The following is a 21,291-nucleotide window of genomic DNA, read 5'->3' on the forward strand; positions in this document are numbered from 1 at the left end:
AACGCAATGCCGCCCCCACCGATCCTTGTCGATATTCTGGTCGCGGACGGCTTCGTACTGACCGAATTCACCGCCGTCGTCGAGCTGCTGCGCACCGCCAATCGTGTGTCCGCACGGGAAGCGTTTCGATGGCACTGGCTGTCGCGTCGCGGCGGCCCAGTCACCTGTCGCGCCGCGATCACCATCGACACGGAACCGACAGACGCCAAGCCATCTGCGAACTACGTGTTCGTGTTGGGCAATTCGAACCCTGACGCGCCCGACCTGTCCCTGGGCAAAGAGATCAGAGCCTATCAATGGTCCGGCGCACGGGTGTTTTTGCTGTCAGAAGCCGCCAGCCGCTATATCGCCGAGACGGGCGAGCAATTGATGAGCCATACGACCCACTGGGAAAATCGCGCGCTTCTGAACGAACGTGGCACGCCGGGCACCGGGTCATATGCGCTGGCTGCTGATGACGGAAAGATCACCACCAGCGCCGGAATGGGCGCGACCTATGACCTTGTGCTGGGAATGCTAAGCGGTCACATCAGTGCGGCCTCGGTCGCAACGGTCGCGGATATCTTCCTGCACGAAACGATCCGCACATCCTCGACCCTTCAGCCATTCGGAGGGAAAGAGCTCACGCGCACCGGCAATCGGTCGCTCGACCAATGCGTCGAACTGATGCAGGCAAATTTGGAGGACCCGCTGCGGATTTCCGAGCTTGTGGGATACCTCAACATCTCAGAGCGTTCGCTGGAACGCCAGTTCCGCGCACATTTTGGCACGACGCCGAATACCTATTATCGCGAGTTGCGGTTGAACCACGCCAATACCCTACTTCTCAAAACCTCGATGAGTGTTCGCGATGTCGGGCTGGCTTGTGGATTTCCCAATGGGTTTTCGACCCTATTCCGGCGGCATTTTGGTGTGACACCGATGGCGCTTAGGCGAACGCGGGTCCGATGTGGATGAGATAATTCCGACAAAAATGGCGGAAAAAGAAGATTTCGATCCTCACAATCGTGCAACCGTCAAGCTAAACCCAACAGGAGTGTTGCTATGAGTCTTCCCACCCATGCCCGTGTTGTCATCATCGGAGGCGGCGTGATCGGTTGCTCCGTTGCCTATCACCTTGCCAAACTCGGCTGGAAAGATGTTGTTCTGCTTGAGCGTAAGCAGCTGACCTCTGGCACCACGTGGCATGCGGCCGGATTGATCGGACAACTTCGAACGTCATCGAACATGACGAAGCTCGCCAAATATTCGGCGGATTTGTATCTGGGGCTCGAGGCAGAAACAGGCGTTGCAACCGGGATGCGGCAGTGTGGGTCGGTATCGGTGGCCCTGACCGACGAGCGGCGCGAAGAGCTTTACCGCAGCGCCGCCATGGCGCGTGCCTTTGGTGTCGCGTGCGAGGAACTCTCGCCTTCTGAGGTGAAAGAGCGTTACGAGCACATCAATCTTGAGGGCGTGACAGGTGGCATCTGGCTACCCACCGATGGGCAAGCGGACCCGGCCAACATCGCTTTGGCGATGGCCAAGGGTGCGCGGCAAAACGGTGCGGTAATCAAGGAACGCACGAACGTTACCCACATCGCGCGTGACGGGCGCAAGGTCACCGGCGTTGACTGGGTATCGGATGATGGGGCGGAACAGGGTCACATTGCGTGCGATATGATCGTCAATTGCGCGGGCATGTGGGGCCGTGAGGTTGGCAAGATGGCGGGCGTGAACGTGCCGCTGCACGCCTGCGAGCATTTTTATATCGTCACCGAAGGCATCAAAGGGCTGACCCAAATGCCCGTGCTGCGGGTGCCCGATGAATGTGCCTATTACAAGGAAGACGCGGGCAAAATCCTACTGGGCGCATTTGAACCTAACGCCAAGCCATGGGCGATGGAGGGCATTCCCGACACGTTCGAATTTGACCAGCTGCCCGAAGATTTCGACCATTTCGAGCCGATCCTGGAAGCCGCCTGCAACCGGATGCCGATGTTGGCCGAGGCCGGTATTCACACCTTCTTCAACGGCCCGGAAAGCTTCACGCCGGATGATGCCTATCACCTTGGCCTTGCGCCCGAGATGGACAATGTCTGGGTCGCGGCGGGCTTTAACTCGATCGGCATTCAGTCGGCGGGCGGTGCCGGGATGGCGCTGGCGCAGTGGATGGAAGACGGGCAAAAACCCTTCGATCTGGGCGATGTGGATATCGGCCGAATGCACCCGTTTCAGGGAAATAGACACTATCTTTATGAGCGGTCGAAAGAGACGCTGGGCCTGCTATATGCCGACCACTTTCCATACCGCCAGAAAGCCACCGCGCGCGGTGTGCGGCGTACCCCGTTCCACCAGCACCTGCTGGATCAGGGCGCGGTCATGGGCGAAACCGCAGGCTGGGAACGGGCGAACTGGTTCGCCCGCGAAGGGCAAGCGCGTGAATACGAATACACTTGGGGTCGCGCAAACTGGTTTGACAATGCCGCCGAAGAACACCGCGCTGTGCGCGAGAATGTCGGTATATATGACATGTCGTCCTTCGGCAAAATCCGCGTCGAAGGTCCGGATGCTGAGGCGTTTCTGAACAAGGTTTGCGGTGCCGACATGTCGGTGCCCGTCGGCAAGATCGTCTACACCCAGTTCCTGAATGCACGCGCCGGGATCGAGGCTGACGTGACCGTCACCCGCCTGTCGGAAACCGCCTATCTGGTCGTCACGCCTTCGGGAACGCGACTGGCAGACGAGACCTGGATGCGCCGCCATGTCGGTGATGCCCGCGTTGTGATCACCGATGTGACCGCAGGCGAAGGTGTGCTGGCCGTTATGGGGCCAAACGCCCGCACTTTGCTGCAACGTGTCAGCACGGGCGATTTCAGCAACGCCGTTAATCCCTTCGGCACCGCGCAAGAGATCGAACTGGGCATGGGTCTGGCCCGCGCCCACCGCGTGTCTTACGTGGGTGAGCTAGGGTGGGAGCTTTATGTCTCATCCGAGATGGCGTGCCATGCGTTTGAGACCCTGTTTGAAGCCGGAAAAGACATGGGGTTGAAGCTGTGCGGGATGCACATGATGGACAACTGCCGGATCGAAAAGGGCTTCCGCCACTTCGGCCATGACATCACCTGCGAAGACCACGTGTTAGAGGCCGGTCTGGGATTTGCCGTGAAGGTCGAAAAGCCCGACTTCATCGGCCGCGACGCCGTGTTGGCGAAGAAAGAAAGTGGGCTTGAGATGCGCATGGTGCAGTTCAAGCTGACCGATCCCGAGCCGCTTCTCTATCACAAGGAACCTGTCATCCGTGATGGCGAGATCGTGGGATACCTGAGTTCTGGCGCTTATGGCCACCACTTGGGCGGCGCGATCGGTATGGGATATGTGCCGTGTCAGGGTGAAACAGTGTCTGATATTCTGGCCTCCACCTACGAGATCGACGTGGCCGGCACGCGGGTGAAAGCCGAAGCGTCGTTGAAGCCGATGTATGACCCGAAATCGGAACGGGTGCGTGAATGAGCTTTGACGACCAACCTTGTTTGGAAGGAAGGACAATCGCGCTGCGCGGCTTGCATGCATCGGACCGCACCGGGCTGTTTCGCGCAGCATGTGACCCGGAAACCTGGGCTGGCCACCCCGCGCGGGATCGGTTCAATTCTGACGTGTTCGACCCTTATTTCGACTTCCTTCTGAACGCAGGCGGTACGTGTGTTGTCATGGATTTGACAAGCAACGATCTGATCGGATGTTCGCGCTACTATGTTGGCCCAGATGCGCCCGACGATATCGCGATCGGGTTCACGTTCCTGAACCACAGTTTCTGGGGCGGAGCGGTGAATTTTGAACTTAAAACCCTGATGCTGGATCACGCCTTTTCGACCTTTGACCGGGTCTGGTTTCACATCGACCCGACAAATATTCGCTCGCAAAAAGCCACCGCAAAGCTTGGGGCAGTTTTGATGGCGAAAAGGGAGCTCGAACTAACCGGAGCCGGGAAAAAGGCGACATGGCTTTGTTACGCTCTTGACCGGGACGCCTGGACGCGCGTGAAAGCTGCCAAGCGATGAACCATCACGTTTCGTTATGAAACAGCGCACGGAAATCCCGCTATCGCTTCCCGCCCCAACTGCCCTACAAACAGGGGAAAGGAGCGCGCGATGGCGGATGTTACAGCACTGAAAAACGAAGACACGCCGCAGGGGTTGGGGCTGGCCATTTCGGCCTATTTCCTGTGGGGGTTCTTGCCGCTCTATATGAAAGCCGTGGCACATATGCCTGCAATCGAGGTGGTCGCGCACCGGGTTATCTGGTCTGTTCCGGTCGCGGGGGTCATCCTGATCGCCACGGGTCGCACCCGCGCCTTACGCGAGGCGATCGCAAATCCGCGGATGCTCATGTTGGCGGTTTTGACTGCGGGTCTGATCTCGGTAAACTGGGGTATCTATGTCTGGGCGATTGCGCATGAACAGGCCCTAGAGGCTGCGTTAGGCTATTATATCAACCCGCTGTTCTCGATCTTACTTGGCACGGTTTTGCTGGGCGAGCGGATGAACCGCGCGCAGATGGTTGCCGTGGCACTGGCCTTTATCGCTGTCGTGATCCTGACCCTTGATGCGGGCAGGCTGCCGGTGGTGGCGATTGGCCTCACGCTGACATGGGGGTTTTATGCGCTGTGCAAGAAATCCCTGCCCATCGGCCCCAATCAGGGCTTCTTGCTCGAGGTGCTAATCCTGCTGATCCCCGCGCTTGGGTGCATGGTGTGGCTGACCGCGCAGGGGCAAAGCCATTTTCTGCTGACCGGTCTGGACACGGCACTGTTGCTGGGCTGCGGCGTGGTGACGGCGGTTCCCCTGATGCTCTATGCCAATGGCGCTAAGCTATTGCGGCTGTCGACCATCGCGATCCTGCAATACATCGCGCCGACAATGATCTTTCTGGTCGCGGTGTTCGTGTTTGACGAGCCCTTTGAGGGCGCAAAGCAGATCGCCTTTCCGCTGATCTGGCTGGCGCTGGTGATCTATACCACGTCGATGCTGCGCGGAATGCGTCGTCGCCGCTGAGGCTTGCCCGCACGCGGCCCACAGGCTATTTGGCGCGCATGTCAGATGAATACGCCCCACCTAATGACCCCTTGGTGATCATCCACCAAGACCACGAGTTGTTGCTGGTCGACAAACCTGCAGGGCTGTTGTCGGTGCCGGGCAAGGGTGAACATCTGGCCGATTGCCTGATCGCCCGCATTCAGGCGGTGTTTGCTGACGCATTGCTGGTGCACCGACTGGACCGTGACACGTCAGGCATCATGGTGTTTGCCATGACCCCTCATGCCCAGCGTCATCTAGGCCTTCAGTTCGAGAAGCGGCAGATCAAGAAAGCCTATGTGGCCCGCGTCTGGGGCCGTGTGGCCGAACGCGAAGGCACCGTGGACCTACCGTTGATCGTTGATTGGCCCAACCGCCCCAAGCAACACGTGGATTTCGAGAATGGCAAGCAAGCTATCACTGACTGGAAAGTTCTGAAATACGAAGACACCGCGACCCGCGTTCGCTTGTTTCCCCAAACCGGGCGTAGCCACCAATTGCGGGTGCATATGAAGGAAATCGGCCATCCTATATTGGGCGATCCGTTCTATGCCGACGGCCCTGCCCGTGACGCGCCGCGACTGATGCTGCACGCCGAAAGCCTTCGCCTGCGCCACCCGGATGGCGGTAAAGGGCTAACCTTCAAGGCCAAGTGCCCGTTCTAGGGGGTAGGAGCATGCTTCAGTTCCCCTTGCCGCCCCCATCGCTTCCTGCTTGACTGCAAAGACCTTCAAGGAGACCCACATGTTCCAGCCCGTCATCTCTGGCAGCGGTGTATTCACCCCGGATCAGACCATCACCAACGCCGAACTTGTCGCGGCATTCAATGCCTACGCCGACAAGGTCAACGCCCAGAACGCCCGTGCAATTGAAGCAGGCGAGGTGGCGCCAATCGGGCACTCCAGTGAAGAATTCATCGTGTCCGCTTCGGGCATTTATCAACGCTATGTGATGGACAAGACAGGCGTTCTTGATCCAGATGTCATGCACCCGACCTTGCGCGAACGCACGGATGATGAACCCGGCATCATGACCGAGATGGGCGCCGATGCCTGCAAGAAAGCTTTGGCCAAGGCTGGTCGCACCGCAGACGAGGTCGACCTGATCATTTGCGCAGCCTCGAACCATGAACGCGCCTATCCCGCCATCGCGATTGAAATCCAAGAGGCGCTGGGCGCGGGCGGGTTTGCGTTTGATATGAACGTCGCTTGTTCTTCGGCCACGTTCGGCATTCAGGCGGCTGCGGATATGATCCGGTCGGGGTCTGTGAAGCGTGCACTGGTGGTGAACCCGGAGATCTGTTCGGCGCATCTTGAGTGGCGTGACCGCGATTGCCATTTCATTTTCGGCGACGTCGCCACCGCGACGCTGATCGAACGCAAAGAAGATGCAAAGGGCGACCATTTTGAGATTCTGTCGACCCGCTGCCTGACGCAGTTTTCCAACAACATCCGCAACAATAACGGTTTTTTGCGCCGCACGCGTGAGGAAACGGACAATCTGCCAGACCGGCGCGACATGCAGTTCATGCAAAACGGGCGGAAGGTGTTCAAAGAGGTGTTGCCCATCGTCTCAAAGCACATCTTGGGGCATATCGACGATATCGGTGTGGCACCTGATGATCTGAAGCGGCTGTGGCTGCATCAGGCGAACAAGACGATGAACGACTTCATTGGCAAAAAGGTTCTGGGGCGTGTGCCGGAAGAGGCCGAGCAGCCCAACATCCTGCAAGACTATGCCAACACATCGTCGGCCGGGTCCATCATTGCGTTTTCGAAGTATTCCGACGACCTGAAATCAGGCGATACAGGTGTGATCTGTTCGTTTGGCGCAGGGTATTCGGTCGGATCGGTGATTGTGCGCAAAGCGTGATACGCGCCTTGCAGGCAAGGCGAAGCGGTTCAGAAACTTTCGGGATTTTGGTGCCCAGAAGAGGACTCGAACCTCCACGTCCATACGGACACTAGCACCTGAAGCTAGCGCGTCTACCAATTCCGCCATCTGGGCACGGTTGGTGAAGCCGCGATGTAAAGTGCGCCGCCAATACTGTCAACCGGATTCGCGGGGTTTTCGCGAATTCGGTTTGCTCCTTGCTCTGGGCGGCTCAGAAAGCTATGCAATCGTCAAGGTTTTCAAGGAGAGCAACCATGTCCAAGCTTGTCACCATCTATGGCGGTTCGGGCTTTGTCGGGCGCTATATCGCGCGCCGCATGGCCAAGCAGGGGTGGCGCGTTCGCGTTGCCGTGCGCCGTCCGAACGAGGCACTGTTCGTCAAGCCCTATGGCGCGGTCGGTCAAGTCGAACCGATCCTGTGCAACATTCGTGATGATGCTTCAGTGCGCGACGCAATGCGTGGCGCGGATGCCGTGGTCAATTGCGTGGGTGTGTTGAATTCGATTGGCAAAAACAACTTCGACGCCGTTCACCACGAAGGCGCAGAGCGAGTCGCCCGCATTGCCGCCGAACAAGGCGTCGGACGGTTGGTGCAGCTGTCGGCCATCGGTGCCGATACCGAAAGCGACAGCGAATATTCCCAAACCAAGGCTCAGGGTGAAGCTGGCGTTCTGGCGGCCTTCCCCGATGCAGTGATCCTGCGGCCTTCGGTGATTTTTGGGCAAGAGGATGAGTTCTTCAACAGGTTCGCGGGCATGACGCGTTTCGGGCCAATCTTGCCGATCACCGGCGGAAGCACTCGGTTCCAGCCAGTTTTCGTGGATGATGTGGCCGCTGCCGCCGAAAAGGCCGTTCTCGGTCAGGCTGCGCCGGGGATTTACGAACTTGGCGGGCCCGAAGTTCTGACCCTGCGCGCGTTGATTGACGTCATGTTGGACGAAGTGCAGCGCCGCCGTTGGGTGATCAACTTGCCGTCTGGAATTGCGCGCCTTCAGGCTGGTGTCTTCGATTTTATTCAGTGGATTTCCGGCGGGCTAATCAAGGCACCGCTGACCCGTGATCAGGTCAGGTCACTGGCGCATGACAATGTGGTCGCGGATGATGCGAAAGGGTTCGCTGAGTTGGGGATTAGCCCAACTGCGATGGAGGCGATCTTGCCCGATTATCTGTGGCGCTACCGTCACGGCGGCCAATACGCCTCGATCCAGCAATCTGCCAAGAACCTGCGCGCGCACGGGTAGTCCGCAGAGGTCAGAAAACACTGAAAGGGCGCGGTCTGGAGCCGCGCCTTTTTCTTTGGGCTACAGGTATGCGATGCCCAACAGCACCACGCCAAGGGCGATGCGATAGATGACATAGGGGGTGAAGCTGACTGACCGCAAAAGCCGCATCATCAGGCTAAGCGCCAGCAGGGCCGACACGAAGGCAAATCCTGCGGCGATCGCGCCATCCTTTGCAACCTGCAGATTGGCAGTGGCGATCACCTCCCCGCCCAGAAGAACACCTGAGGCGAAGATCGTCGGAATAGACATCAGCATAGCCAACTTGGCCCCGTCGGGCCGTTCATATCCCAATGCCCGCGCCCCCGAGATTGTCGCCCCGGACCTGGATGTGCCCGGAATAAGCGCAAGGGCTTGCCACAAGCCCATGATGATCGCATCCCGCAGCGACCAGTCTCCGGCCCTTTTGTGGGTAGGGCCTTTCTGGTCTACCCAATACAGAACCACGCCGAACAGGATCATGGTCCACGCGATAACCTTGACCGACCGCATCGCGTCGTCCAGCCCCGTGATCTTCAGAGCGACGCCTAAGATCACGGCGGGGATGGTTGCGATTGCGAGCAAAAAGGCCAGCTTTGCGCCGGGCGTATCAAGACGGCCTGTCAGCATACGCGGAATGCCGGCCAGCCCCATGCGCACGTCCTTCCAGAAATACAGTATGACAGCGCCAAGCGTGCCGATATGGACCGCAACGTCGATCGCCTGCCCCTGATCTGGCAAGCCGGTCAGGTGGGGCAAAAGCACCAGATGCCCTGACGACGAGACAGGCAGAAACTCGGTGATTCCCTGAATCACAGCGACGAGGAACAGATGGGCAAGCGACATGCAGGGCTTTCCGAATTGCGTTGTTTTGCAAGCTAAACATGCCACTCAGAAAGGGAAAGGCGATTAAAGGTCAATAATAATGACTTAAATTTCCGGAATTTCTTGGCAAAACTACAATTTCTACGAAAAATGCTCAATAAAGGTCAGCTATACTGCCTTTTCATTTATGCGGAGCTTGTTTAAAAGCGCGAGTCCGAGGTCCAGTGACGGAGAGCCAGTATGGCAAAGCAGCCAATGTTGAAATTCGTGAGTGTCGAACGGGATATGCCCGAAAAACGCGCCGCCGATGCGCGCCGCGAAGACTTTCACGAAATCTATGCCGAATTCGCAGCGCAAAAAGCCGCGGAGCAAGCCAGTCGTTGCAGTCAGTGCGGCGTGCCATACTGCCAATCGCATTGCCCGCTTCACAACAACATTCCCGACTGGCTGCGCATGACCGCCTCGGGTCGTCTGAAAGAAGCGTATGACCTGAGCCAGTCCACCAACACCTTCCCCGAGATTTGCGGTCGTATCTGCCCTCAGGACCGCCTGTGCGAAGGCAATTGCGTGATTGAACAATCTGGTCACGGCACGGTTACCATCGGTGCCGTCGAAAAATACATTACCGACACGGCATGGGACAACGGATGGGTTGAACCGATCACACCGACGGCCAAGCGGGATGAAAGCGTTGCGATTATCGGCGCTGGGCCGGGCGGGCTGGCTGCCGCCGACGTGCTGGTGCGTGCAGGTGTCAAGGTGACGGTCTATGACCGCCACGACCGCGCAGGTGGGCTGATGACCTACGGCATTCCCGGCTTCAAACTGGAAAAAGACATCGTGATGCGGCGCGTCAAGCTGCTGGAAGATGCAGGCGTTGCGTTCGTGCTGAACTGTAATGTCGGTGACGATATCTCGTTTCAGGATATTCGCGCCAAGCATGACGCGGTTTTGTTGGCCACGGGCGTTTACAAAAGCCGCGATCTTTCGGGACCGGGGGCTGGCGCAGAAGGTATCGTGCGCGCGATCGACTTCCTGACCTGCTCGAACCGGCTGAACTTTGGTGACACTGTCGCGGAGTATGAAAGCGGCGAGCTGAACGCAGAGGGCAAAAACGTCGTTGTCATCGGGGGTGGTGATACCGCGATGGACTGCGTGCGCACAGCGATCCGTCAGGGCGCGACATCGGTCAAATGCTTGTATCGCCGTGACCGCGAGAACATGCCCGGATCACAACGTGAAACCCAGAACGCTGAAGAAGAGGGCGTTGAATTTGTCTGGCAGGCAGCGCCGAAAGGTTTTGTCGGCAACCCCGTGACAGGCGTGATCGTTCAGAAAATGCGCCTTGGGGCGCCGGATGCAACCGGTCGCCGCAGCCCAGAAGTGATCGAGGGGTCAGACTATACCGAAGACAGCAACCTTGTGATCAAGGCGCTGGGCTTCGAACCCGAAGATCTGCCAACGCTCTGGGGCGAGAAAGACCTTGCCGTGACGCGCTGGGGCACCGTGAAGGCTGCGTTTGGGACCCACCAGACCGACTTGCCGGGGGTTTGGGCCGTGGGCGACATCGTGCGTGGCGCCTCGCTGGTGGTTTGGGCCATCCGTGACGGGCGCGAAGCCGGAGACAATATTCTTGAGACGCTGAATGCCAAGGCGGCAATCGCAGCGCAGTGACCACATTTTTCCGGGTCTGCAAGGCGATCTCGCCAGCGACCTTCCGTGAGGAGAAACGAAATGACGAACTATGATGCCAACTGGGTGCGCCGCGAAGAAGCCAAGCGCAAGTTCATGTCGGAACACAGCCTGTACCGCGAAGAAGACGAGCACAGCTCTTGCGGTGTGGGTCTTGTTGTGTCCGTCGACGGAACGCCATCGCGCAAAGTGGTCGAGGCCGGCATTAACGCCCTGAAGGCGATCTGGCACCGGGGGGCCGTCGATGCAGATGGAAAAACCGGGGATGGCGCTGGCATCCACGTGCAGATCCCAGTGCCGTTCTTCCACGACCAGATCCGCCGCACCGGCCACGAACCGCATGAGGATCAACTGATTGCTGTCGGTCAGGTGTTTCTGCCGCGCACGGATTTCGGCGCGCAGGAAGCCTGCCGGACAATTGTCGAAACCGAAGTCCTGCGGATGGGCTATTCGATCTACGGCTGGCGCCACGTGCCTGTTGACATCGACTGCCTTGGCGAAAAGGCCAACGCGACCCGCCCCGAGATAGAACAGATCCTGATTTCCAACGCAAAAGGCGTTGACGAAGATCAGTTCGAGCGCGAGCTCTATGTGATCCGTCGCCGGATTGAAAAAGCGGCCGCAACTGCGCAGATCAACGGTCTATACATTGCGTCGCTGTCGTGCCGTTCAATCATCTACAAGGGCATGATGCTGGCCGAACAGGTTGCCGTGTTTTATCCGGATCTGATGGATGAACGGTTCGCGTCGACCTTTGCCATCTACCACCAACGCTATTCGACCAACACCTTCCCGCAATGGTGGTTGGCGCAGCCCTTCCGGATGCTGGCCCATAACGGCGAGATCAACACATTGAAGGGCAACCTGAACTGGATGAAAAGCCACGAGATTCGCATGGCCTCCAGCTTCTTCGGTGATCTGGCTGAGGACATCAAACCGATCGTGCCCGGCGGAAGCTCGGATTCGGCCGCGCTGGACGCGGTGTTCGAGGTTCTGGTGCGCGCCGGCCGGTCCGCGCCGATGGCAAAGACCATGCTGGTGCCTGAAAGCTGGTCGAAACAGGCGGTGGATTTGCCTCAGGCCTGGAAGGACATGTATAGCTATTGCAACAGCGTGATGGAGCCATGGGATGGCCCCGCTGCCTTGGCAATGACGGACGGCCGGTGGGTGTGCGCCGGGCTTGACCGCAATGGCCTGCGTCCGATGCGCTATGTCGTGACGGGCGACGGCCTGGTGATTGCCGGGTCCGAAGCGGGCATGGTCCCGATCGACGAAGCCAGCGTCATCGAGAAAGGCGCGCTTGGTCCGGGGCAACTGTTGGCTGTGGATACAGCAGAGGGCAAACTGTATCGCGACACCGAGATCAAGGACCGTCTGGCGGCCTCGCTCCCATTCGGGGAATGGGTCGGAAAAATCAGCGATCTGGAAACCAACTTGTCAACGATCGACGAGAAACCGATTTATACCGGTGACGAACTGCGCCGCCGTCAGGTTGCCGCCGGGTATACACTCGAAGAGCTGGAACAAATTCTTGCTCCAATGGCTGAGGACGGAAAAGAGGCGCTGGCCTCGATGGGTGACGACACGCCATCGGCGGTGTTGTCGACGAAATACCGTCCACTCAGCCACTTTTTCCGGCAGAATTTTAGTCAGGTAACCAACCCGCCGATCGACAGCTTGCGTGAATTCCGCGTGATGTCGTTGAAGACGCGGTTTGGCAACCTCAAGAACGTTCTCGACGAGAATGGTGGGCAGACCGAAATTATCGTTCTGGACAGCCCATTTCTTGGCAACGAGCAGTTTGTGAAAATGACCGAGGCGTTTAATGCGCCGATGGTCGAAATTGCCTGCACCTTCCCGGCAAATGGCGAAGATGGTGCCCTGCGCATCGCGCTGAAAGACATCCGCGCCAAAGCGGAAGAGGCCGTGCGGTCTGGTGCTGGTCACTTGATCCTGACCGATCAAGGGCAGGACGAAAGCAACATCGCGATGCCGATGATTTTGGCGACATCAGCCATTCACAGTTGGCTTGTAAAGAAGGGTCTGCGGACCTTCACGTCGATCAATGTGCGGTCGGCGGAATGCCTTGACCCGCACTACTTTGCGGTTCTGGTTGGCTGTGGTGCGACCACGGTAAACGCCTATCTGGCAGAAGACAGTCTTGCGGACCGGATTGATCGCAACCTGCTTGATTGCTCGCTGACCGAAGCAGTGCGTCGCTATCGTGAAGCGATCAACCAAGGCCTTCTGAAGATCATGGCGAAGATGGGGATCTCGGTGATCTCGTCCTATCGCGGTGGCCTGAACTTCGAAGCTGTCGGTCTAAGCCGTGCGATGGTTGCCGAATATTTCCCCGGCATGACCTCGCGTATTTCGGGGATCGGTGTGAACGGCATCCAGAAGAAGCTGGAAGACATCCATGCGGCAGGCTACGGCGGCGGCAATCAGGTGCTGCCCGTGGGCGGGTTCTACAAAGCCCGCCGCTCAGGCGAGACGCATGCCTGGGAGGCGCAGTCGATGCATCTGCTGCAATCGGCCTGTGACCGCGCCTCGTTCGAGATGTGGAAGCAGTATTCGGCGCGCATGCGGGCCAATCCGCCGATCCACCTGCGTGACCTTCTGGACATTAAGCCGCTGGGCAAGCCCATTCCGATTGAGGAAGTGGAAAGCATCAACGCGATTCGCAAGCGGTTCGTGACGCCGGGCATGTCGCTGGGTGCGCTCAGCCCCGAAGCACACAAGACGCTGAACGTCGCGATGAACCGCATCGGCGCCAAGTCGGACAGTGGCGAGGGCGGTGAAGATCCCGCGCATTTCCACCCTGAACCGAATGGCGACAATCCGTCGGCGAAGATCAAGCAGGTGGCGTCGGGCCGGTTCGGTGTGACCGCCGAATACCTGAACCAATGCGAAGAGCTTGAAATCAAGGTTGCCCAGGGTGCGAAACCCGGCGAAGGCGGCCAGTTGCCGGGCATGAAGGTCACCGACCTGATTGCCCGTCTGCGTCATTCCACCAAAGGCGTGACGCTGATCTCACCGCCGCCACACCACGACATCTACTCGATCGAGGATCTGGCCCAGCTGATCTATGACCTCAAGCAGATCAACCCGCGCTGTAAGGTGACGGTGAAGCTGGTGGCCGCGTCAGGTGTTGGCACGATTGCAGCAGGCGTGGCGAAGGCCAAGGCCGATGTGATCCTGATTTCGGGCCACAATGGCGGCACGGGTGCGTCGCCCGCGACCTCGATCAAGTTTGCGGGTCTGCCGTGGGAAATGGGTTTGACCGAAGCGCATCAGGTGCTTGCGATGAACAACCTGCGTGACCGCGTGACATTGCGCACCGATGGCGGCTTGCGCACCGGGCGTGATATCGTCATGGCCGCGATGATGGGGGCCGAGGAATACGGCATCGGCACCGCCGCCCTGATTGCCATGGGCTGTATCATGGTGCGTCAGTGCCAGTCGAACACCTGCCCCGTGGGCGTCTGCACGCAGGACGAAGACCTGCGCGCCAAGTTCACCGGCAGCGCGGACAAGGTGGTCAACCTGATCACGTTCTATGCGCAGGAAGTGCGTGAAATCCTTGCCTCGATCGGGGTGCGGTCACTGGACGAGGTGATCGGACGTGCCGATCTGCTCAGCCAGGTGAGCCGCGGCTCGGCACATTTGGATGACCTTGACCTGAACCCGCTTCTACTGGTCGTCGATGGCGCGGAAAAGATCGTCTACAACCGCAACCGCGACCGCAATCCTGTGCCTGATACGCTGGATGCCGAAATCGTGCGCGACGCACACCGGTTTCTGGAGGATGGTGAAAAGATGCAGCTGTCCTATACCGTGCAAAACACCCACAGGTCGGTGGGCACACGGATTTCCAGCCATATCGTCAAGCGGTTCGGGATGCGCAACAATTTGCAGCCTGACCACCTGACGGTAAAGCTGCAAGGCTCTGCCGGGCAGTCGCTGGGTGCCTTTGCCGCTCCGGGTCTGAAGGTCGAGGTGTCAGGCGATGCGAACGACTATGTCGGCAAAGGTTTGTCGGGCGGCACAATTGTGGTTCGCCCCCCGCTTGCCAGCCCCCTCGTCGCATCTGAAAACACCATCATCGGCAACACTGTCCTGTATGGTGCGACCGATGGCTACCTGTTCGCCGCAGGGCGCGCTGGCGAGCGGTTCGCTGTGCGCAATTCAGGCGCCAAAGTGGTGATCGAAGGTTGCGGCTCTAATGGGTGCGAATACATGACCGGCGGCGTCGCGGTGATCCTTGGGTCCATCGGATCGAATTTCGGGGCCGGGATGACGGGCGGCATGGCCTATCTTTACGACCCCGACGGTGAAGCGCAGGACCATATGAACATGGAAAGCCTTGTCGTTTGCCCCGTCTCGGTCGACCATTGGGAAGCCGAGCTGAAAGAGCTGGTCGAACGCCACGCCGAAGAAACGCGCAGCCAGAAGGCGATCGAGATCCTGCGCCATTGGGATATGGAAAAGGTGAACTTCCTTCAGATCTGCCCGAAAGAGATGTTGGACAAGCTGACCGCACCGTTAGGTGTCGAAGATACGGCCATCCCTGCCGAATAAGCAGCGAGTGCCGAAACCGATCGGGCGGCCCCTTCGGGCCGCCCTTTTTCATAGCTGCGCAAGCCCAACAACGTAGTTCTTGCCATAGGTCTTGGCGCAGCGCGGACACGTCGTGTAAAAGAACCACACCACAGCGTCTTTGGTGCCCTGTTTTTCAGCAAGATCCTGCATTTGAGCGTGCCAATCCTTGGCCTCGCGAAAACTACCCTCAAAGACCTTGGTGATGAAGTCACCGGACAGTGTCGTCATCTCTTCGTGTTTGACAGGTGTATCGGCTGCGAACAGATGTTCGGCCGTCCATGGCGACAAATCCCGGCTCATCACGACGAAATTTGCCTCGTCATAGGCGCCGGCGTCCTTCATGTGTTCAAACACGCGGGTGAACGTGCTGCCCATATTCATTGGGATATGCAGCACCGATTTCGTTGCAGCCCGCACAAAGGGCTTGTCGCGTAAGTGAAGCGTCAAACCGTCCCATGTTTCGGGCTTGAAACGCGGGCAGCAACCCGTGGGGTTGTCGCTGGTGTCGTAAAAGGGAAGTGCATTGGTTTCCATTGTCCTATCCTTTCCGCCCCCCATTTTATCACGACCAATAGCTGCGCGCCTTGATCCAGACCTTGACCCGCGCCCGCCGCCCATGGTCTGAAAGATATGTGGCAAGAGCAGCGAAAAAGAAGCCAAGTGGCAAACGTAAAACGCGCAAGCAGAAGCGTTTCAAGCTTCACCCGATCCAATGGGTGCGGCGCTGGATCAGGCGTGGTTTGCTTGCAGTTGTTAGCTTTTTCGTTCTGGGGATCGTGGGCTATGCATTCATCAACCCGCCAACGACACCACATATCATCGCTGAGAAAATGCGCCTTGGCTGGGCCGATCATCAATGGGTCGATCTGGAAGAAATCGCCCCGGTCATGGCGCGGTCGGTCGTCGCCGCAGAAGATGCGAATTTCTGTCAACACTGGGGTTTCGATATGCGCGCCATTCGGGCGGCAATTGACGAAGGCGGCGCGCGCGGTGCCTCGACCCTGTCCCAGCAGGTCGTAAAGAACGCCTATCTTTGGCACGGGCGGTCATGGCCACGCAAAGCGCTTGAGGCGGTGATCACCCCCGCCGTCGAACTGGTCTGGACAAAGCGGCGCATTCTGGAGGTCTATCTGAACGTGGCCGAATTCGACGAGGGCATTTTTGGCGTCGAAGCCGCTGCGCGCCACTATTTCGGCGTTGGTCCGGCTGAACTGTCGGCTGTTCAGGCCGCCCGACTTGCCGCGCTTTTGCCCAACCCGAAAGAGCGTTCGGCCTCGCGCCCGTCCCCCTTTGTGCGAAAACGGGCGCAATCCATTGCCGATGGGGCGGCTACGATCCGCGCGGATGGGCGCGCTTCTTGTTTCGAGGATTGATCCCTCGGCTCAAAAACGGCAATACGGTTGAAAGAGAGATTTCTGATACACACCATGAACCGCTTGTTTCACGTCCCACTGTCACCGTTCTGCCGCAAGGTGCGCCTGTCGCTTGCGGAAAAGAAGATCGAGGTCGAGCTGGTTGAAGAGAAATACTGGGAACGAAGCTCAGATTTCCTGCGCCGTAACCCTGCGGGCAAGGTGCCCATCCTGAAAATCGACGGAAAGCTGCTAACGGAAAGCGGGCCGATTTGCGAATATATCGAAGAATGCTATCCGACCCCCGCGCTGTTGCCGGATGATCCTGACGATCGGTATGAAGTGCGCCGCCTTGTCAGCTGGTTCGACGACAAGTTTCACAACGAAGTCACCGCGAATCTGCTGTACGAGCGGGTGAACAAGAAGGTGATGGGCGCGGGCTATCCCGAAAGCCGCAACATCAAGGCCGGCGCGAAGGCGATCAAGTATCACATCGATTACATGGGATGGCTTCTGGACCAGCGGCGCTGGCTGGCGGGCAATTCGATGACGTTGGCAGATTTCGCCGCGGCGGCACATCTGTCATCGCTCGACTATATCAGTGATGTGGATTGGAACCGGAACGAGAACGTGCGCGAATGGTATGCCAAGATCAAATCCAGACCTGCATTTCGGTCGATTCTGGCGGACCAGATTTCTGGTTTTCCGCAGCCTTCGCACTATGCGGATCTTGATTTTTGAACGCCAACGCCCGGCAATCCATCATCGACAAGGCCTTGGAGGAAGGGTTCGGCAAGGTCGGAATATGCCGCCCCGATGCCGTACCTGACATCGCCGAACGGCTGGAGCAGTTCGTGTCAGACGGTCGGCACGGTGATATGGCCTGGATGGGGGAACGGATGCATTGGCGCGGTAATCCCGCCGCCCTCTGGCCCGAAGCCCGGTCGGTTATCATGTTGGCCGAGCCGTATACACCAGCGCATGACCCGATGGCAGTGATAGGCCAGCCAGATCGCGCCGCGATCAGCGTCTACGCTCAGAACCGCGACTATCATGACATCGTCAAGAAACGGCTGAAGCGAGTCGGGCGTTGGATGATCGACAGTTTTGGCGGCGAGATCAAAGTATTCGTCGATACCGCGCCCGTGATGGAAAAACCTTTGGGTGCCGCAGCCGGCCTTGGTTGGCAGGGCAAGCACACCAACCTGCTGTCACGCGATCTGGGCAACTGGTTCTTTCTGGGGGCCGTTTTCACAACGCTCGACTTGCCCACAGATGCGCCGGGGCAGGAAAACTGCGGCAACTGCACCGCCTGTCTGGATGCCTGCCCGACCGATGCCTTTCCTGCGCCCTTCCAGTTAGACGCCCGCCGATGCATTTCCTATCTGACCATCGAACACAAAGGTCCTGTCGACGAGGCGCTGCGCCCAATGCTCGGCAATCGCATATATGGGTGCGATGATTGTCTGGCGGCTTGCCCGTGGAACAAATTCGCAGCCGATGCGCAAGAGATGCGCTATGCCGCTCGCGATGACCTTGTCGCGCCCAAACTGGCCGACCTTGCGCAGCTCGACGACGCGGCTTTTCGCGCTCATTTTTCGGGAAGCCCGGTCAAACGGGTCGGGTTGGCGCGGTTTCTGCGCAATGTGATGTATGCGATTGGCAATTCTGGCGACAGTTCGCTGCTCTGCCATGCACAGGCACATGCGGAGGCATCAGACCCGGTTCTGCGCGATGCCGCCCGCTGGGCTGTTTCCCGGCTGACCACCTAACGCACGCTTCCCGGTGCTGTCCGTTTACGGGGTATCGGTCCCAAATGGCACGTTCATTCGATACGCTTCGACAGCGGCGACAACGCCGTTCACGGCCTGAAATTTGGGATAGGGGCCAAGATGCGACACGCCGATGTCATAGACCACAGTGGTTGCTTGTCCGGGCGTGGCCAGAAGCTCAACCCGCACAGGCACGCCTTTGGCCTCAAACGCCCCGCGCAGTGCGTTGGTGAAGGGCTCGATCAACTGGGCGTCTGTCAGGGGATTCCATGAGACATGCGCCACGATCTCAAGCGGTGGACCGGATTCGTATTGCTGCAGGGCGGCTTTGCTGATGCCCAAGGGTCGCATCGTCGGGTCTTGGGTAATGTAATACCAAACCAAAGCTACCGCGGTTGGCATTGCGACAATGCCGATGATGGCAGCCAACATCCGGTAGCCACGCTGCGAGAACATAAAAAAGCTCCTACCCTCTGTCGAGAAGGATAGGAGCCTTTCGTTCACAAGCCGTTAACGCCCGTCAGGCGCGCACCAACGCTTCGTAGGCTTCCGAGATTTCGCGCGTCAAAGCGCCGACTTCGAACGTATAGTCACCGATCTGCCCCACCGGAGTCACCTCGGCGGCGGATCCGGTCAGCCAGCACTGCTCGAACCCTTCCAGTTCTTCGGGCATGATGTGGCGTTCGTGGACCGCAATTCCACGATCGTTCAGCATACCAATGACGGTCTGGCGGGTCAGCCCGTTCAGGATCGCGTCAGGCAGCGGGGTGTGCACCTCTCCGTCCTTGACGAAAAAGACGTTGGCGCCGGTCGCTTCGGCCACATAGCCGCGATAATCCATGAACAACGCGTCCGAGCAGCCTTTGGCTTCGGCGGCGTGCTTGGACATTGTGCAGATCATGTAAAGACCGGCGGCTTTCGCGGCGGTCGGGATGGTTTCGGGTGATGGGCGTTTCCACTTCGCGATATCCAGCTTGGCGCCCTTCATCTTGGCGTCGCCGTAGTAATCGCCCCAAGCCCAGGCCGCGACGGCCATCCGCACCGGGTTGCGCGCAGACGAGACACCCATGTCCTCGCCCGCCCCACGCCACGCCACCACGCGCACATAGGCGTTGGTCAGCCCGTTTGCTTCGACCACTGCTTGTTTGGCGGCTTCGATCTGGTCAACGGTATAAGGGATCGGCATGTCCATCATCTCGCCCGACTTCAGCAGCCGTTCAGAGTGTTTGCGCGACAGGAAGATCTTACCGTCATACAGGCGCTCGCCCTCGAACACTGACGAGGCATAGTGCAGCGCATGGGTCAGAATATGGACATTCGCATCACGCCAGTCGACCAACTGGCCGTCCATCCAGATTTTGCCGTCACGGTCATCATATCCGCTCATGTTCTTGTCCTTTCCTATTGCCACTCGATGGGTCTTTGCGAAAGTTGCGTAAATTTGGACCGTATCGGACATAAAATTACGCTAAATCCGCATTTCCGTATCAATTGATTCTTGGAAAGTCAACAACACTGACATAAAACTGGTTTCTGTAACGTGAAAAGTGAAGAGGCCGCCAATGACAGAAACTCAGACGCCGGGCGGGCAGACGCTTCTGTTTCTAACGGATGAGCAATTGCGCAAGGGCATCGAGGCGATGTTTTTTGCCTATCGCGGGTTCACGGCTGACCCGGATCGCATTCTTGACCACCACGGCTATGGACGGGCCCACCACCGCGCGCTTCACTTCATCAGCCGCACACCCGGAACGACAGTGAACAACCTTTTGTCGATTTTGGGTGTCACCAAGCAATCCTTGAACCGCGTTTTGCGCACCTTGATCGAAGACGAACTGGTGGAAAGCCGGATTGGCACGCATGATAAGCGGGAACGACACCTGTTTTTAACCGACACCGGCAGTGCCCTTGAAACCGAGTTGTCCACGGCGCAACGTGAACGCATGCGTCTGGCGTATCGTGAAGCGGGTCCTGAGGCGGTTCAGGGGTTCCGTGCTGTGCTGGAAGCCATGATGGACCCGGAATTACGCCACCATTTCAACCAGATGAAGGATGTGCGTCATGACTGACCTGACCGAAGCGCATCTTTTGATCGTCGATGATGACGAACGAATCCGCAGCCTGCTGCAAAAATTCCTTGTGCGTCAGGGCTTCTGGGTCAGCGCCGCACGGGACGCCGCTCATGCCCGGCGCCTTCTTGAGGGGCTCGATTTCGACATGATCGTTATGGACGTGATGATGCCAGGCGAAGATGGGATCAGCCTGACACAAGCCTTGCGCGAAACACTGTCCACGCCAATTTTGCTGCTGACCGCCAAAGGCGATACCGAGGATCGCATCCGGGGTTTGGAGGCAGGGGCCGACGACTATCTGGCCAAGCCCTTTGAGCCGAAAGAACTGTTGCTGCGGATTAATGCCATCCTGCGGCGCATGCCAAGCGTTGTCGAGGAGCTGGCGCCAAAGGTTCTGAAGCTTGGCGACAAACACTACGACACCGAGCGTGGCGAGCTTTGGCAAGGCGACACACTGGTGCGCCTGACGGCCACCGAGGCGCATTTAATGAAGATCTTTGCGGCCTCCGCAGGTGACGCGGTCAGTCGTGCCGCGCTGGTGGAAAAACTGGGCCGCGATCAAGGACAGTCGCAGGAACGCGCCGTCGATGTGCAAATCACGCGCTTGCGCCGCAAGCTAGAAACAGACCCTAAACAACCCCGATACCTGCAAACTGTTCGTGGGGCGGGGTATATGCTGGCGCCTGAATAACCTCTGACATTTATACCGAATTGCGCTGGCTGGGATCGAAATTGTGTGGACCAGAGGCACACCTGCTTGTTGCCATTGC

Annotated in this window: 17 protein-coding genes, 1 tRNA gene and 1 pseudogene; 14 read left to right on the forward strand and 5 right to left on the reverse strand. The window is 58.5% G+C overall.

From position 1 onward, the window contains the following. Window positions 1–6 precede the first annotated feature (6 nt). From Q0864_RS06630 to Q0864_RS06655, 6 genes and pseudogenes are all read left to right on the forward strand, one after another. Window positions 7–957 carry a helix-turn-helix domain-containing protein gene (locus Q0864_RS06630; RefSeq protein ID WP_298567031.1) on the forward strand — a complete coding sequence of 317 codons (951 nt, stop codon included), beginning with the start codon at window positions 7–9 and terminating at the stop codon, window positions 955–957. 39 nt (window positions 958–996) lie between these two features. Further along, window positions 997–3,492 (forward strand): annotated as a pseudogene (locus Q0864_RS06635) (FAD-dependent oxidoreductase); the annotation flags it as partial. Then, on the forward strand, window positions 3,489–4,040 hold the full coding sequence (locus Q0864_RS06640) for a GNAT family N-acetyltransferase (protein ID WP_298567035.1): 552 nt from the start codon (window positions 3,489–3,491) through the stop codon (window positions 4,038–4,040). The pseudogene Q0864_RS06635 and the gene Q0864_RS06640, both read left to right, overlap by 4 nt. A 90-nt stretch (window positions 4,041–4,130) precedes the next feature. Further along, a complete protein-coding gene (gene rarD / locus Q0864_RS06645) occupies window positions 4,131–5,033 on the forward strand; it encodes an EamA family transporter RarD (protein WP_298567037.1) in 903 nt (300 codons plus the stop codon). Between the two features lie 38 nt (window positions 5,034–5,071). Beyond that, window positions 5,072–5,719: an RluA family pseudouridine synthase gene (locus tag Q0864_RS06650; protein ID WP_298567039.1), complete on the forward strand. Its 648-nt coding sequence runs from the start codon at window positions 5,072–5,074 to the stop codon at window positions 5,717–5,719. Window positions 5,720–5,798: 79 nt separating this feature from the next. Next, a complete protein-coding gene (locus Q0864_RS06655; RefSeq protein ID WP_298567041.1) occupies window positions 5,799–6,926 on the forward strand; it encodes a beta-ketoacyl-ACP synthase III in 1,128 nt (375 codons plus the stop codon). 48 nt (window positions 6,927–6,974) lie between these two features. Here Q0864_RS06655 and Q0864_RS06660 read toward each other — a convergent pair. Continuing rightward, window positions 6,975–7,061 (reverse strand) — tRNA-Leu (locus Q0864_RS06660). 140 nt (window positions 7,062–7,201) lie between these two features. On the opposite strand from Q0864_RS06660, the gene Q0864_RS06665 reads away from it, so the two are divergent. Next, window positions 7,202–8,188, forward strand: coding sequence for a complex I NDUFA9 subunit family protein (locus tag Q0864_RS06665; RefSeq protein ID WP_298567043.1), 987 nt, complete (start codon window positions 7,202–7,204; stop codon window positions 8,186–8,188). 60 nt (window positions 8,189–8,248) lie between these two features. On the opposite strand, the gene Q0864_RS06670 is transcribed toward Q0864_RS06665, so the two are convergent. Beyond that, a complete protein-coding gene (locus Q0864_RS06670) occupies window positions 8,249–9,052 on the reverse strand; it encodes an undecaprenyl-diphosphate phosphatase (RefSeq protein WP_298567045.1) in 804 nt (267 codons plus the stop codon). A 219-nt stretch (window positions 9,053–9,271) separates the two neighbouring features. Here Q0864_RS06670 and Q0864_RS06675 point away from each other — a divergent pair, with 219 nt between their 5' ends. Continuing rightward, a complete protein-coding gene (locus tag Q0864_RS06675; protein WP_298567048.1) occupies window positions 9,272–10,705 on the forward strand; it encodes an NAD(P)-dependent oxidoreductase in 1,434 nt (477 codons plus the stop codon). A gap of 60 nt (window positions 10,706–10,765) precedes the next feature. Then, window positions 10,766–15,304, forward strand: coding sequence for a glutamate synthase large subunit (gltB, locus tag Q0864_RS06680; RefSeq protein WP_298567051.1), 4,539 nt, complete (start codon window positions 10,766–10,768; stop codon window positions 15,302–15,304). Between the two features lie 48 nt (window positions 15,305–15,352). On the opposite strand, the gene Q0864_RS06685 is transcribed toward gltB, so the two are convergent. Next, entirely contained in the window at window positions 15,353–15,859 is a 507-nt protein-coding gene (locus tag Q0864_RS06685; protein ID WP_298567053.1) for a hydrolase, read from the reverse strand. A gap of 98 nt (window positions 15,860–15,957) precedes the next feature. Here Q0864_RS06685 and mtgA point away from each other — a divergent pair, with 98 nt between their 5' ends. From mtgA to queG, 3 genes are read left to right on the forward strand one after another with little or no spacing between them, the layout of a single operon-like run. After that, window positions 15,958–16,698, forward strand: a complete 741-nt coding sequence (gene mtgA / locus Q0864_RS06690) for a monofunctional biosynthetic peptidoglycan transglycosylase (RefSeq protein ID WP_298567055.1) — start codon at window positions 15,958–15,960, stop codon at window positions 16,696–16,698. A gap of 54 nt (window positions 16,699–16,752) precedes the next feature. Further along, window positions 16,753–17,418: a glutathione S-transferase family protein gene (locus Q0864_RS06695; protein WP_298567057.1), complete on the forward strand. Its 666-nt coding sequence runs from the start codon at window positions 16,753–16,755 to the stop codon at window positions 17,416–17,418. Beyond that, window positions 17,415–18,449 (forward strand): tRNA epoxyqueuosine(34) reductase QueG, encoded by a 1,035-nt coding sequence (gene queG / locus Q0864_RS06700; protein ID WP_298567059.1) that lies wholly within the window; start codon window positions 17,415–17,417, stop codon window positions 18,447–18,449. The genes Q0864_RS06695 and queG overlap by 4 nt, the downstream gene beginning before the upstream one ends. A 24-nt stretch (window positions 18,450–18,473) precedes the next feature. On the opposite strand, the gene Q0864_RS06705 is transcribed toward queG, so the two are convergent. Together Q0864_RS06705 and Q0864_RS06710 are read right to left on the reverse strand one after the other, a co-directional pair. Beyond that, window positions 18,474–18,905, reverse strand: a complete 432-nt coding sequence (locus Q0864_RS06705) for a hypothetical protein (RefSeq protein ID WP_298567060.1) — start codon at window positions 18,903–18,905, stop codon at window positions 18,474–18,476. A gap of 64 nt (window positions 18,906–18,969) precedes the next feature. After that, window positions 18,970–19,836 (reverse strand): branched-chain amino acid aminotransferase, encoded by an 867-nt coding sequence (locus tag Q0864_RS06710; protein ID WP_298567061.1) that lies wholly within the window; start codon window positions 19,834–19,836, stop codon window positions 18,970–18,972. 175 nt (window positions 19,837–20,011) lie between these two features. Between Q0864_RS06710 and Q0864_RS06715 the strand changes: the two genes are divergently transcribed. Further along, window positions 20,012–20,518: a MarR family transcriptional regulator gene (locus Q0864_RS06715; RefSeq protein ID WP_298567062.1), complete on the forward strand. Its 507-nt coding sequence runs from the start codon at window positions 20,012–20,014 to the stop codon at window positions 20,516–20,518. Next, the gene (locus Q0864_RS06720; RefSeq protein WP_298567064.1) at window positions 20,511–21,212 is read left to right on the forward strand and encodes a response regulator; all 702 of its coding nucleotides are present in this window, start codon (window positions 20,511–20,513) and stop codon (window positions 21,210–21,212) included. The genes Q0864_RS06715 and Q0864_RS06720 overlap by 8 nt, the downstream gene beginning before the upstream one ends. Window positions 21,213–21,291: the final 79 nt, after the last annotated feature.

This window comes from uncultured Aliiroseovarius sp. (assembly GCF_947497285.1).
Lineage (GTDB): Bacteria > Pseudomonadota > Alphaproteobacteria > Rhodobacterales > Rhodobacteraceae > Aliiroseovarius.

Coding starts and splice junctions, on each gene's coding strand:
- Q0864_RS06675 (WP_298567048.1), top strand. CDS start 9,272: ATGGCAAAGCAGCCAATGTTGAAATTCGTGAGTGTCGAACGGGATATG.
- Q0864_RS06720 (WP_298567064.1), top strand. CDS start 20,511: ATGACTGACCTGACCGAAGCGCATCTTTTGATCGTCGATGATGACGAA.
- Q0864_RS06630 (WP_298567031.1), top strand. CDS start 7: ATGCCGCCCCCACCGATCCTTGTCGATATTCTGGTCGCGGACGGCTTC.
- Q0864_RS06670 (WP_298567045.1), bottom strand. CDS start 9,052: ATGTCGCTTGCCCATCTGTTCCTCGTCGCTGTGATTCAGGGAATCACC.
- Q0864_RS06705 (WP_298567060.1), bottom strand. CDS start 18,905: ATGTTCTCGCAGCGTGGCTACCGGATGTTGGCTGCCATCATCGGCATT.
- Q0864_RS06685 (WP_298567053.1), bottom strand. CDS start 15,859: ATGGAAACCAATGCACTTCCCTTTTACGACACCAGCGACAACCCCACG.
- Q0864_RS06650 (WP_298567039.1), top strand. CDS start 5,072: ATGTCAGATGAATACGCCCCACCTAATGACCCCTTGGTGATCATCCAC.
- Q0864_RS06640 (WP_298567035.1), top strand. CDS start 3,489: ATGAGCTTTGACGACCAACCTTGTTTGGAAGGAAGGACAATCGCGCTG.
- Q0864_RS06665 (WP_298567043.1), top strand. CDS start 7,202: ATGTCCAAGCTTGTCACCATCTATGGCGGTTCGGGCTTTGTCGGGCGC.
- gltB (WP_298567051.1), top strand. CDS start 10,766: ATGACGAACTATGATGCCAACTGGGTGCGCCGCGAAGAAGCCAAGCGC.
- Q0864_RS06695 (WP_298567057.1), top strand. CDS start 16,753: ATGAACCGCTTGTTTCACGTCCCACTGTCACCGTTCTGCCGCAAGGTG.
- Q0864_RS06655 (WP_298567041.1), top strand. CDS start 5,799: ATGTTCCAGCCCGTCATCTCTGGCAGCGGTGTATTCACCCCGGATCAG.
- Q0864_RS06715 (WP_298567062.1), top strand. CDS start 20,012: ATGACAGAAACTCAGACGCCGGGCGGGCAGACGCTTCTGTTTCTAACG.
- Q0864_RS06710 (WP_298567061.1), bottom strand. CDS start 19,836: ATGAGCGGATATGATGACCGTGACGGCAAAATCTGGATGGACGGCCAG.
- rarD (WP_298567037.1), top strand. CDS start 4,131: ATGGCGGATGTTACAGCACTGAAAAACGAAGACACGCCGCAGGGGTTG.